Source organism: Corallincola platygyrae (assembly GCF_039544265.1).
Taxonomy (GTDB): domain Bacteria; phylum Pseudomonadota; class Gammaproteobacteria; order Enterobacterales; family Neiellaceae; genus Corallincola; species Corallincola platygyrae.
Window position 1 is genome coordinate 93,444 of record NZ_BAABLI010000011.1, and the last position, 13,446, is coordinate 106,889.

Annotated in this window: 10 protein-coding genes and 1 tRNA gene; 4 read left to right on the plus strand and 7 right to left on the minus strand. The window is 51.4% G+C overall.

All coding sequences use genetic code 11. The annotated features are described in order from the left end of the window. Positions 1–68: 68 nt before the first annotated feature. Positions 69–2,120 (minus strand): S9 family peptidase, encoded by a 2,052-nt coding sequence (locus ABEA14_RS09580; RefSeq protein ID WP_345339742.1) that lies wholly within the window; start codon positions 2,118–2,120, stop codon positions 69–71. Between the two features lie 213 nt (positions 2,121–2,333). Then, positions 2,334–2,420: transfer RNA gene (locus ABEA14_RS09585), tRNA-Leu, on the minus strand. 193 nt (positions 2,421–2,613) lie between these two features. Between ABEA14_RS09585 and ABEA14_RS09590 the strand changes: the two genes are divergently transcribed. Then, the gene (locus ABEA14_RS09590; RefSeq protein ID WP_345339743.1) at positions 2,614–3,114 is read left to right on the plus strand and encodes an RDD family protein; all 501 of its coding nucleotides are present in this window, start codon (positions 2,614–2,616) and stop codon (positions 3,112–3,114) included. 39 nt (positions 3,115–3,153) lie between these two features. Here ABEA14_RS09590 and lptG read toward each other — a convergent pair whose 3' ends face one another. Together lptG and lptF are read right to left on the minus strand one after the other, a co-directional pair. After that, a complete protein-coding gene (lptG, locus tag ABEA14_RS09595) occupies positions 3,154–4,218 on the minus strand; it encodes an LPS export ABC transporter permease LptG (protein ID WP_345339826.1) in 1,065 nt (354 codons plus the stop codon). Then, entirely contained in the window at positions 4,218–5,327 is a 1,110-nt protein-coding gene (gene lptF, locus ABEA14_RS09600; protein WP_345339744.1) for an LPS export ABC transporter permease LptF, read from the minus strand. Before lptF ends, lptG begins: the two co-directional genes overlap by 1 nt. Before the next feature lie 230 nt (positions 5,328–5,557). Here lptF and pepA point away from each other — a divergent pair, with 230 nt between their 5' ends. From pepA to ABEA14_RS09615, 3 genes are read left to right on the plus strand one after another with little or no spacing between them, the layout of a single operon-like run. Beyond that, positions 5,558–7,066, plus strand: a complete 1,509-nt coding sequence (pepA, locus tag ABEA14_RS09605; protein WP_345339746.1) for a leucyl aminopeptidase — start codon at positions 5,558–5,560, stop codon at positions 7,064–7,066. A 1-nt stretch (position 7,067) separates the two neighbouring features. Continuing rightward, entirely contained in the window at positions 7,068–7,526 is a 459-nt protein-coding gene (locus ABEA14_RS09610) for a DNA polymerase III subunit chi (RefSeq protein ID WP_345339747.1), read from the plus strand. A 13-nt stretch (positions 7,527–7,539) separates the two neighbouring features. Then, positions 7,540–10,389 (plus strand): valine--tRNA ligase, encoded by a 2,850-nt coding sequence (locus ABEA14_RS09615; RefSeq protein ID WP_345339748.1) that lies wholly within the window; start codon positions 7,540–7,542, stop codon positions 10,387–10,389. A gap of 68 nt (positions 10,390–10,457) precedes the next feature. Here ABEA14_RS09615 and ABEA14_RS09620 read toward each other — a convergent pair whose 3' ends face one another. The 3 genes from ABEA14_RS09620 to ABEA14_RS09630 form a co-directional block, all read right to left on the minus strand. Further along, the gene (locus tag ABEA14_RS09620) at positions 10,458–12,092 is read right to left on the minus strand and encodes a methyl-accepting chemotaxis protein (protein ID WP_345339749.1); all 1,635 of its coding nucleotides are present in this window, start codon (positions 12,090–12,092) and stop codon (positions 10,458–10,460) included. Positions 12,093–12,241: 149 nt separating this feature from the next. After that, the gene (gene rraB / locus ABEA14_RS09625) at positions 12,242–12,598 is read right to left on the minus strand and encodes a ribonuclease E inhibitor RraB (RefSeq protein WP_345339751.1); all 357 of its coding nucleotides are present in this window, start codon (positions 12,596–12,598) and stop codon (positions 12,242–12,244) included. Between the two features lie 48 nt (positions 12,599–12,646). Further along, positions 12,647–13,390: a 1-acylglycerol-3-phosphate O-acyltransferase gene (locus tag ABEA14_RS09630; RefSeq protein WP_345339752.1), complete on the minus strand. Its 744-nt coding sequence runs from the start codon at positions 13,388–13,390 to the stop codon at positions 12,647–12,649. Between the last annotated feature and the right edge of the window lie 56 nt (positions 13,391–13,446).

Here is a 13,446-nt window from a genome sequence, read left to right on the forward strand (position 1 = left end):
ACTCTGCCTACCCAGGAGAGCTAAACCGCTCTCCTGGGTAAACAAAGGTATTCAGTTAACTGGGAACTTTACTTTTCAGTCCAGGCATCCATCCAACGGAACACTTCGGAATACCACTGCTTGAGGTTATCCATATTGAGGATCCAGTGGTTTTCTTCTGGGTACATAATCAAACGGCTGGGAATGTTACGACGCTGCAGCGCGGTAAATGCCGCCAGGCCTTGGTCGTAAGGTACACGGAAGTCTTTCTCGCCGTGGATGACCAGCATTGGCGTCTGCCAGTTCTCAACATAGTCAGCCGGGTTGAACTTGGTGTAGTCTTCGCTGCCATCCCATTGTGGGCCGCCCCACTCGTGCTCTGGGAACCAAAGCTCTTCGGTGGTGGCATAGAAGCCAGGCAGATCATACAAACCCGCGTGGTTTACCAGGCACTTGAAACCATCGTTCCATTTACCTGCGATCCAGTTGATCATGTAACCACCGTAAGACGCGCCAAGTGCACAAGCGTTATTGGCGTCCAGCCACGCCTGTTGCTCAGCAACAGCCGCAAAGCCTTTCTGTAGATCTTCCAGTGGCTTGCCACCCCAATCACGAGAAATGGAGTTGGTGAACTCCTGGCCGTAGCCAGTAGAGCCGTGGAAATCGATCATCACCACGCCATAGCCCTGTGCCGCCCAAAGCTGAGCATTCCAGCGGTAATGGAACATGTTGCCAAATGAGCCTTGTGGACCACCGTGAATCAGGAACGCTACCGGATACTTCTGGCCCTTCTTAAAGCCAACCGGTTTCACCCAATAGCCGTAAACAGTTTCATCGTTCCAGCCTTTAAAAGTGAATTGTTCGAAATCACCGAAACTGATCTCTTTCAAATGGTCAGCATTCACTGCGGTCAGCGCATAAACCTTATTGTTCGCCAAGCTCAGTGCCTTAATCTCTTTTGGCGCATTCAAAGCGTGACGGGTAAACACCAGCTTGCCACCTGCAAACTGCAAGTCACCCACATAGCCATCGGCATAAAGGCGCTCGACCTTGTCGTTGGCAATATCGATTTCAAAGATGCTGCGCTGACCCAAGTCCTGCGCACTCACATAAAGCGTTTTACCATCGTTGGAAAACACTAAGCCACCGGTAGAGCGGTCCCAATCAGCCGCCACTTCGTGTGTTTTACCGCTCTTCAGGTCCATCAGCATGATGCCAAAACGGTCCGCTTCAAAACCTGGCTTTATCATGGCTAGATAAGCCAGCGTTTTACCATCTGGCGACAGCACAGGATGTGCATCCCACGCTTTGTTTTGTTCTGTCAGGTTTTGAGGCTTGTTACCACCAACTTTGACGGCATATAGATCGTAATTGGTATGCCAAGGCTGATCTGGACCAGGCGCCTTCGCAGTAAAGATAACCTGCGCACCATCATGGGTAATCGCAACCTCTTCCATTCCTGAGAATGGACGGGCAGGCACATCAGTTTGCCAGTTTGGCATCAAATCAGTGGCATCTGTGATTTTGCCCTTGGCGTCGGGAGTGGCGCTAAACAGATGACGTTTCCATTTAGGCAGCCAGGTATCCCAGTGGCGCACCATCAGCTGATCATAGACACGACCGGTCGCTTTTTCTTCAGCAGCTTTCTGTTTGCTTTTTACTGTGCAATCCAATGTCTCGCACTCAGGATCAACGCTGATAGACAGGACAAAGGTTTGGCCGTTTTTCGCGATCTTAAATCCTTCAATATCCAGTGGCAGATCAGAGACCTGAACCGCCTCGCCCCCCGTCAGGCTGAGGAACCAGATCTGGCTGGAACCGCTACGGCCGGTGAGAAAGTAGATACCACTATTATCGGGTGCCCAAACAACATTGTGCTCACCTGTGCTACTGGTGATTTGGCGAGCGACGCCATTCTCTCTCAGCGGTTTCAGGTAGAGGTAATTGGTTTTGGCTTTGTCACCGACGGCTGGCGAGTTCACGCCATACACCAGGTGATGACCGTTGGGAGATACAGCTACGCTGTGAATCTTGTTGAGTTCGGATATTTTGTCCACGGTTAAGCCCTGAGGCTTGGCGTGAACCGATGTTGCGGCGGAAGCAGCGAACAGAGACAGCAATAACAGCAGGCTCTTGCGCATGAATGGCTCCTTGTTAACTCTGGAATGGTTTAAGTTTTAATTGTTGTGGCGCTAGTTTACGCAGTCATTGGGGCAATTTCGAATGGTTGAAGCGAAGAAGAGATCGCTGAAGTGTAAAGGTACAGCTGGAAAAGAGTAAGCAGATCAAGGAATGCTCCTCGAGAAGATAATCCAAAACGAAAAAACCCAGCCATAAGGCTGGGTTTCCGAATTTGGTACCAGTGGGCGGACTTGAACCGCCACGCCCGCAAAGGCAACGGATTTTGAATCCGTCATGTCTACCAATTCCATCACACTGGCAATGAATTTTAAGGCTTCCGCCTGACGTTACCGGGGTGAATTGGTGTCCACCAGTAACGAAGTGCGCTCATTATACGTATTCATGTTGCGCTGACAAGCCCCGTTTGCGCGACCGCACAAATAACATACAGAGCGAAGAAAAATCATCTGATACACTAGCTGCGCACTAACGCCAACTTGATAAGAGCGAGCTATGCCAAAACACCCTCATGCTGACTTTCCCCGTGCCGGATTTTTGCGTCGATTAGGCGCTTTTATATACGACGCCTTGCTGGTTGCTGCCATTTATATGGTTGCAGGCGCCGTTGCCATGCTGTTTACGGTAATACTGGAAAAACTCGGTTTGATTTCACTTGAAGGATATCAGGATATGGCTGAGTACCTGGGCGTTCAGCCTTGGTTCAGTTTCTATCTGGCAGTGTGTATCTGTAGCTTTTTCTGCTGGTTTTGGGTTCGCAGTGGTCAAACCCTTGGCATGCGCGCCTGGCGCCTGAAAGTGCAAAATGAAGATGGTACGCCTATCACTTTTACTCAGGCACTTATTCGTTTGTTTACCGCAGCGATGGGGTTGGGCAATCTTCTAGTAATTTTTGACCGCCGCCAAAAGCGCGCATTTCAAGATTACATGGCGGATTGTGTGGTTGTTGTGCTTAGCAAAGAGGCGAATCAACTCAAAAACTGGCAGGGTGTTTAGCATATTCAGGCCCTGCCAATGAAGAGAGTGTCGGTGCAACTAGGTATTTCGCCGCAGTAGTAGCACCGCAACTCCGGTAAACAAGATACCCGGCAGCGCAGCTCCCAGGAACGGTGGCATTTGGTAGACCAGCGCAATCGGTCCGAATATCTGCTCACAAATATAGAAAGTGAAACCTGCCACAATTCCCATCAGGATCCTCGCCCCCATGGTCACTGATCGCAGTGGCCCAAACACAAACGACAACGCCAGCAGCATCATCACAGCAATGGTCATGGGTTGTAGCAACTTGCGCCAAAACGCCAGTTGATAGCGGGACGGCTCCTGGTTGCTGTTTTCCAGATAGGCAATGTAGTCAGAAAGCCCTTGCAGCGACAGCGCTTCAGGTTTCACTGTTACCACACTGAGTTTTTCAGGGGTCAGATACGAGTTCCAGAAGTCGGTAGGCTGATAGCGATGACTCACTTTAAGCTCTTCAAACTGGGTGAAGTTGACGTCTTCAAGCTGCCAAACACTGCCCTTGAACTCCGCGGTACGCGCGGAAACGATGCGGTGCAGATCTAACTTGCGGTCAAACTCATAAATGGTGACCTGCCCCAATGAGTTCTCATCAACCACTTCACCAATATTGACAAAACTGTCGCCATCTTTAGCCCATATCCCTCGTTCCGACGTAATCAGGCTACCGCCGGATAACTCCTGAGCCCGCAACTCTTTCGCCATACGCTCGGCGACAGGGGCGCCATACTCGCCCAGCGCCATCACCAGCAGCATCAGTGGGATGGCGGTTTTCATCACCGACCCCGTGATCTGCAAACGAGACAATCCCGCCGCCTGCATCACCACTAGTTCGCTGTTGGACGCCAACATGCCCAGGCCAATCAATGCACCCAGCAATACCGCCATGGGAAAGAACATTTCGATATCACGGGGCACACTCAACAAGGTAAACAGCAAGGCATCTGTCATCTCATAGGTGCCTTTGCCTACACGGCGCAACTGACCCACAAACTTGAGGATGCCAGATAAACCAACCAGTACTACCAAGCAGAGCGAAGAGGTAGCGATAATGGTTCGACCGATATAGAGGTCAAGCAGCTTAATCATGCCTGTCTCCCTTTTAGTCTCGCCATAAGTCTGACGCCCAAGGGACGGCCCTTAATCAGGAGTGCAGCACCGAAGAAAAGAGCTAATCCATGTATCCACCATAGGCCCAAGCCACTGGGCAACGCACCATCTTTCAACGCCTTATGTCCTGACATCAACAACACGTAATAACCCAAATAGAGCAAAATCGCTGGCAGCATCTTGGCAAACTTACCCTGACGAGGGTTTACAGCAGCAAGCGGCACTGCAATCAGAGAAAGAATCGGGATAGAGAGCGGCACAGCTAAACGCCAGTGAATCTCGGCATTTGCCTCTACAGAGCCCTCTTCCATCAATTTGGTCAGCGGCCACGCATCCATCTTGCGGCCTTTCTCGTCGATATCGAAATCTTTGAGCAGTACCTGATACTCTTCAAAGTCGACAATATGGTAATCCATCCGCCGTGGGTTACCTTCCCAGCGAGTTCCCTCGCTCAGGTGCAACATGCTGGGCTCGCCTTCAGCTTCCTGGATCGCCCCCATATCGGATACCACGATCTCAAAATTCTTGTGGCGCTCATTAATTTTGGGAGTTCGCGCTAAGAAAATCTTGAACAGGGTTTTGCCGTCACGACTGATCTTTTCAACAAAGACCACAGACCGGCCATCAAAGGTTTGTTTGAATTGACCTTCCACCAGGGTACGCAATCCTGCGCTGGCATCAGCCTCTTCAAGCATCTGTAACTGTTGTTCTTCGGCCCAGGGTTTCAGATATAAGCTGGTTGCTCCGCCGAGGAAAGCAAGGAAAAAGGCAACCACCAAGGTAACACGTGCCACGTACCATTCACTGACACCGCAGGCTCGCATCACCACCATTTCACTCTCGGCATACATACGGCCAAGAGCAATCAGGATCCCCAGAAACATACTGAGCGGCAGGATCATCAGGATCAACCCGGGCATGTTGAGTAACACCAGGCTGGTAACCAGATCGGCGGGGTACTTACCTTCTGCGGCTTTGGTTAGAACCGACACGAACTCGCGGCTGAGAAACACCAGCATGAGAACACTCAGCACGGTGAGCTGCGCTTTCAGAAGTTCTTTGGCCAGGTAGCGAAAAAGAATCACGAATATTCTGCCTACAAACTGCTCATTTTGGATGCGTTAAGCGTAAATTTAAGCTAACGCACCGTTTTTATATTTTTTCGGGTTGAAATCAGTGCTTTTGCCACCACTTCGACTATAGTACATAACCAAAAGTTCGCGGCAATTAGCGGGCTTTATCACTAACAAACTAATGCGTCGCACGCATTATGTAACAAACACCTTGGTTTGTCTTTAAGGTTTGAGGAGTCACTATGGAGTTCAGTGTAAAAAGCGGAAGTCCGGAGAAACAACGTAGCGCATGCGTCGTCGTAGGCGTATTTGAGCCCCGCCGCTTATCCCCCATAGCAGAACAGCTGGACAAAATCAGTGACGGCTATATCAGCAACCTGCTGCGCCGCGGCGATCTGGAAGGCAAGCCTGGCCAGATGCTGCTATTGCATCATGTTCCTAACGTACTGTCTGAGCGCGTTCTTCTGGTTGGCTGTGGTAAAGAGCGTGAGCTGGATGAGAAGCAGTATCGCCAAATCATCGGCAAAACGATCAACACACTGAACGAAACCGGCTCCATGGAAGCGGTCTGTTTCCTGACTGAACTACACGTGAAAGCCCGCGACACCTATTGGAAGGTTCGTCAGGCAGTAGAAACCACCCACGACAACCTGTACAGCTTCGATCAGCTGAAAAGCAAAAAGGGCGAAACCCGCCGTCCACTGCGCAAACTGGTATTTAACGTTCCGACCCGCCGCGAACTCTCGATTGGCGAGCAGGCAATCAGTCACGGATTGAGTGTGGCAGCAGGTATTGAGACCTGTAAGAACGTTGCCAACATGCCACCGAACATCTGTAACCCAGCGTACCTGGCCGAGCAAGCGAACGAACTGGCAGCCAAATACGACAAAGTCAGTGTTGATGTCGTCGGTGAAGCTGAAATGGCCGAACTCGGCATGAACAGTTATCTGGCAGTGGGGCGCGGCTCAGAAAACGAAAGCCAAATGAGCATCATCCACTATAAAGGGGATGTTAAAAACGATGCCCAACCCATCGTACTTGTCGGTAAGGGCCTGACCTTCGACTCCGGCGGTATCTCACTCAAGCCGGGTGAAGGCATGGATGAGATGAAGTATGACATGGGCGGTGCAGCCGGTGTACTTGGCACAATGAAAGCACTGGCTGAACTGGACCTGCCACTTAACGTCATTGGCGTTCTCGCGGGTTGCGAAAACATGCCAGATGGTAAAGCTTACCGGCCAGGTGATGTGCTCACTACCATGAGCGGCCAAACGGTAGAAGTGCTGAACACTGATGCCGAAGGCCGTCTGGTACTGTGTGATGCCCTCACCTATGTTGAGCGTTTTGACCCAGAGTTAGTGATTGACGTGGCCACGTTGACTGGCGCTTGTGTGATTGCCTTAGGTAAACACGCGACCGGCTTGATGAGTACCCACAACCCACTGGCCCACGAGCTGCTCAATGCGTCAGAGCAAAGTGGTGACCGCGCATGGCGTCTGCCAATTTGGGATGACTACCAGGAAATGCTGGAAAGTCCATTTGCAGATATGGCAAACATTGGTGGCCGCCCTGCTGGTGCGATCACCGCAGGCTGCTTTCTGGCCCGGTTCACCAAAAAGTATCATTGGGCACACCTCGACGTTGCCGGTACAGCTTGGCGCAGCGGCAAGGACAAGGGCTCCACAGGGCGCCCGGTTCCGATGCTGACGCAGTTCCTGCTGAATCGCGCAGACGAAACTTTGGGAGAATAAAATGACGCAGGTGGTTTTTTACCTGCTTCCCGAACAAACACAGGCGCCAAGTGCGCCTGTGTTGCTTTCTTCCGCCTGCCAAATCGCTGAGCGCTGCTATTTAGACAAAGAGCGCGTCTACATGTTGGCGGCAGATCAAGCACAGGCAGAAGCAGTTGATGAATTGCTGTTCAGCTTTGAGCCAGACAGCTTTGTTCCGCACAATTTAGTCGGCGAAGGCCCTAATGGTGGTGCCCCGGTCGAGATAGGTACTCACGCTCCCAAAGGCCAACGTTCGGTTCTGATTAATCTCTGCCCACAAGTGCCTTCATTTGCGGTAAAATCCCGCCTCATTATCGATTTCGTACCCGCTGACGACGCTGACAAACAGTTGGCTCGTGAGCGTTACAAACAATATCGTGCGTCCGGTCTGGCCATCGACACTTATGAGTTGGCCGCTTCGAATGCCACAGCTAGCTGATATTTAAAGATTTATGGAAAAGACCTATACCCCGCAAAACATCGAGCAGGACCTTTATCAAGAGTGGGAAGCCAAAGGCTACTTTGCCCCATCCGGCAAAGGTGACCCTTACTGCATCATGATCCCGCCGCCGAACGTGACCGGCAGCCTGCACATGGGCCACGCATTCCAGCAAACCATTATGGATGCCCTGACCCGTTACCATCGCATGAAGGGGAAGAACACGCTGTGGCAGGTAGGTACCGACCACGCAGGTATTGCTACCCAGATGGTAGTGGAACGCAAACTGGCCGCTGAGAATGGCCCTACCCGCCAGGAACTTGGCCGCGACGCCTTTATCGACAAGATTTGGGACTGGAAAAAAGAGTCCGGCGGCACCATTACCCGCCAGATGCGTCGCCTGGGCACTTCTGTGGATTGGGAGCGTGAGCGCTTCACCATGGATGAAGGCCTTTCCAACGCTGTTCAGGAAGTGTTTATCCGCCTCTATAAAGAGGACCTGATCTACCGTGGCAAGCGCCTGGTGAACTGGGACCCTAAACTGCACACCGCTATCTCTGATCTCGAAGTTGAGAACAAAGACAAAAAAGGGTTTATGTGGCACTTCCGCTATCCACTGGCGGATGGCGCTACCACAGCCGAAGGCAAAGACTATCTGGTAGTTGCTACCACGCGTCCTGAAACCATGCTGGGTGACACCGCCGTCGCGGTTAACCCGGAAGATCCTCGCTACAAGGCGTTGATCGGCAAACATGTGGTACTGCCATTTGTTGATCGCAAGATCCCGATTGTTGGTGACGAACATGCCGATATGGAGAAAGGCACCGGCTGTGTGAAGATCACGCCAGCGCACGACTTCAATGACTACGAAGTAGGTAAGCGTAATCAGCTGCCAATGATCAACGTACTCACCTTCGATGCCATGATCCGCGACGAAGCAGAAGTATTTGATACCAATGGCGAAGCTGCCGACGTTTATTCGAGCCAGCTGCCAGAACAGTTCCGGGGTCTGGAACGTTTCGTTGCCCGTAAGGCGATCGTAGCCGCGATGGATGAACTGGGCCTGCTGGACGAGGTTAAAGACCACGAACTGACAGTGCCTTATGGCGACCGTGGTGGTGTTGTGATTGAGCCAATGCTCACCGACCAATGGTATGTACGTGTTGCGCCGATGGCTAAAACCGCCATTGAAGCGGTAGAAGACGGCCGTATCCAGTTCGTGCCAAAGCAGTACGAGAATATGTACTTCGCCTGGATGCGCGATATTCAGGATTGGTGTATCTCTCGCCAGTTATGGTGGGGTCACCGTATTCCAGCCTGGTATGACGACCAAGGCAACGTTTACGTTGGCACAGACGAAGCCGACGTTCGTGCCAAAAACAGCCTGAATGATGACGTGGTTCTACGCCAGGACGACGACGTACTTGATACCTGGTTCAGCTCAGCTCTGTGGACCTTCTCTACCCTGGGGTGGCCAGAGCAGACACCAGACCTGAAAACCTTCCACCCAACCGATGTGTTGGTGACGGGTTTCGATATCATCTTCTTCTGGGTAGCGCGCATGATCATGATGACCATGCACTTCATCAAAGATGAAGACGGTACTCCGCAGGTGCCATTCAAAACCGTTTACGTTACCGGCCTTATCCGTGACGACGAAGGCAACAAGATGTCTAAGTCCAAGGGTAACGTGATTGACCCATTGGACATGATCGACGGTATCGAACTGGACAGCCTGTTGGACAAGCGCACTGGCAACATGATGCAGCCTCAGTTGGCTGAGAAAATCGCCAAACGCACTCAGAAACAGTTCCCTGCCGGTATCGAATCGCACGGTACTGATGCACTGCGCTTCACTTTGGCGGCACTGGCATCGACCGGTCGCGATATCAACTGGGATATGAAGCGCCTGGAAGGTTACCGCAACTTCTGTAACAAGCTTTGGAACGCCAGCCGCTATGTGCTGATGAACACCGAAGAGCAGGACTGTGGCCAGAACGGCGGTGACATTTCGCTATCATTGCCAGATCGTTGGATTCTGTCTGCGCTGCAAAGCATGACTGAGGAGTTCAGCCAGCATATCGACAACTACCGTTTCGATTTAGCTGCAAACACTGCGTACGAGTTTACCTGGAACCAGTTCTGTGACTGGTATCTGGAGCTGACTAAACCTGTACTGCAATCAGGCAGCGAAGCTGAGCAACGTGGTACACGCCAGACGCTGGTTACCGTGCTTGAACAGCTTCAACGCATCATGCATCCGCTGATGCCGTTCATCACCGAAACCATCTGGAAGCGCGTAGCACCGTTAGCGGGTGTCGAAGGTGACAGCCTGATGCTACAGCCGTTCCCGGCTAAACAAGCTGACTTGGTTGATGACAGTGCAGAGCAGGATCTGGAGTGGGTTAAACAGTTCGTTGTCGGTATTCGTAATATTCGCGGCGAAATGGATATCAGTCCAAATAAAGCGCTGGAAGTGCTATTGCGCAACGCCTCTGCCGATGATCAGCGTCGACAGACAGAAAACGAAGCTTTCCTCTGTACCTTGGCAAAACTTACTTCTGTGAAAGTTCTTGCTGAAGGTGAAGAAGCACCGGCCTCTGCCACTGCGCTGGTTGGTGATATGGAAGTGATGATCCCAATGGCGGGTCTGATCGACAAAGAAGCAGAGCTGGCTCGTTTGGCAAAACAAGCTGAAAAGCTGAGCAAAGAGCTGGGCCGCCTGAAAGGCAAACTAAGCAACGAGAAGTTTGTCAGCAATGCGCCAGAAGCCGTTATCGCCAAGGAGCGTGATAAGCTGGCAGATGCAGAGAAACAGCTGGCCAAGCTGGAAGAACAGAAAGCAACGATCGCTGCACTCTAGCGAATTAGAAAAGCACGATTAAAAAAGCCGCCCATTAGGGCGGCTTTTTATTTTCTTAAACGTGATGACTAAACCTTAAAGCGGTTTACCAAACCTGCTATATCACCACTCTGCTCCTGCACTCTAACACTGGAGTGAGAAACTTCCTGGGCAATCGCATCGGTCTCTTCTGCCATATGTTTAATGCGAACCACATTTTCACTAATCTGATCTGCGGTGCTGGACTGTTCTTCAGCAGCCGTGGCTATCTGGGTATTCATACCCGCGATCTCCTGCACTGCACCCGTTATCTGTTCAAGCACCTGTCCGGTATGGCCCGCATGTTCGACCAACTCGGTCGCACGGCCCTGACTCTCACCCATCGCCTGCACCGCGTCGTGAGAGAGCGCTTGTAAGCGTTCAATGATCTCACGGATCTCATTAGTTGAATCCTGGGTCCGTTGCGCAAGGGTTCTCACTTCATCTGCTACAACGGCAAAACCACGGCCCTGCTCTCCAGCGCGTGCCGCTTCAATCGCCGCATTCAGCGCCAATAAGTTGGTTTGTTCGGCGATGCCGCTGATCACATCCATCACGGTGCCGATATCTTTACTGCCATCTTCCACGCGTTGAATCACGCCTGCGGCCTGCTCAATATTTGCGGCAAGCTGCTCAATCCCGGCGATGGTTTGATCAACCACAGTTCGGCCGTTAACCACGTCGTTATCAGCCTGGTGAGTCGCTTCAGCCGCATCAGTAGCGTTTCTGGCCACTTCCTGTACCGAGGCTGCCATCTCCGTCACCGCAGTCGCTACCTGGTCGTTTTCACCCTGCTGTTCGTTAGCCGCCTGTTTGGCGCGATCAGCAAGGCTGTTTACCTGCTCCAGCTCAGTATTGAGGCCAGCGACCAACGCTTGGATCTGTTTGATTAGATCGGACTGATTGGTGACAAAACGATTGAAGGTTTCAGCAAGCTGCGCAGCCTCATCTTTACCTTCCACTTGCAGACGATGAGTCAGATCTCCCTCACCATCAGCAATTTCTGACATACGGTCACGGATATAGGACAGGGTTTTACCTGCGACAGTGCCCACCCAGAGCCCGACCAGTACACTGACAATGGCACCACCGATGCCATAAATAAAAATCTGCGCTAAGGCAAAGGAGGCGTGCTCATCAGTGGTTTTCACCTGTTGATCGGCCTGGCTTTCCACCAGTTCGGTCAGCTGATCCACGATGTCACGCATCGCCTGGAACTGCTTTTCTGCATCACCCAGGCTGAGTTCTTTAGCGGCTTCCCAATCTGCATCGGCAATCGCCAATACTTTCAGGGTGCTCTTTTCCCAGGTACTGCGCAGACGCTTATAGCTTTCGAACAGCTGCTTCGACTTGTCGTCTTTACTCAGTTCAGCAAACTTGTTTATGCGATCTGCGCTCTGCTGCATGTTCTCTTTGTGCTGCTTTTTAAACACCGCATATGAAGGGTCATTGGGCGGCACAAATACCAGCGAACGCTCGGCAACCTGAGCTTGATAAAGGTCCCTGTCAGCCTGTAACAGCAATCCTAGCCGTGGCATGGTTTCTTTATTGATCTCTTCGTTCTCGGCAACTAAGTCACTGATGGCGCTATAGGCGACCACAGAAACCACAAACAGAACCAGAACAAAGAGAGAGGATAGGAAAAGCTGTTTACCGCGAAAGTTTAAGTTGTAGATCCAACTCATAACGACGACCTTTTTATTCGCTGAGCCAAGGGGTTGGAGCTAAAAAGTTAGCACAATCAAACGCACTGATAGCGTTACCGTGCTGACTTCTATAACTCCATCACAATTATCTGCGGCAGGTCGTACGTCAGTCGTCGAAAAGGGGGGAATTATTCGATGAAATAGGTACCCCAGCCGTCATAGTGCACATCATGCTTTTCGGCGAGGGCAAACATTTCTTGAGTTTGTTGGTCGATTTTTTCGATGTTGAGCGGAGATTTGGCGATCACGTCACAACAGATCAGCATACCGCCCTCTTCAAGCTCAAGTTCTTCCGCATCTGTTACTTCGAACCCTTTCTTGAAGGCATCAACGGCAAGCTTCTCCAAACGATCAAAGTTATCGCTGGCAAAATGATGTTCGAGCGTATACTCCGCGTCTGCATCACTGCCATCTTCCAGCAGTGCTTCCACCGTTTCACGGTTAATTTCCAGCTGCTCTGCGATCTCTTGTTCGAGTTCAGACATAGTTGCTCCAGGCTCTGGGCATTGGCCCTGTTTCAGATGCGGCGGATTCTAGCCTATTTGGGCGTTACCGTCAGTTTTAGGGGCGTCTTCAGTCGGCTTACCGTTAATTCGATCCAGCTGTTCAGCCATTAGTGCGTGAGTACTTTTCATCACCTTGCGCACATCATCCTCGGGATAGATGGCGATAGGATCCAAGTACTCCACTGTGAGATAGCCATTATTCCACTTATTCCAGCGGACATGCTCCAGATCAGACACAACGACAGGCACAATAGGCACACCTGCTTTTTGTGCAACACGAAATGCACCACTCTTGAATGGCAGCAAACCACGACCATGACTGCGAGTGCCTTCTGGGAACATCCAAACACTCATCTGTTTGTCTGAAATCGCCTTAACAACTTGCTTGATAGTGCCCGCCGCACTGCGACTGTTGCTGCGGTTAATCAGAATGTTCCCCGTGACCCAGTATAACAATCCAAACAGAGGAATATAGGCAAGGCTTTGTTTACCGACTGAAACCGTGCGTGGCCGCAATACACCCGCAAGCGCCAGAATATCAATGACGTTTTGATGGTTGGCTACATAAACGGCACTCTGAATCGGCGCGACAGACTCGGGAACCTTAACCCTCAGACGCATACCAAGAAGAATCACCATCCAGCTGAATGGACGGCCACACCAGTGCATCAAATTAGGGTGAAACGGACGCAACAAGCAAAACAGTACACAGGGCACGGTGAAGATAATCAGGTAGGTGAGCATCAGCAACACCCGAATCACAGCCAGCATGGTTCCTCGCTTAGTTCCTTTTTGGAGGGCGCAGTATACGTTGGTTGAGGCAATAG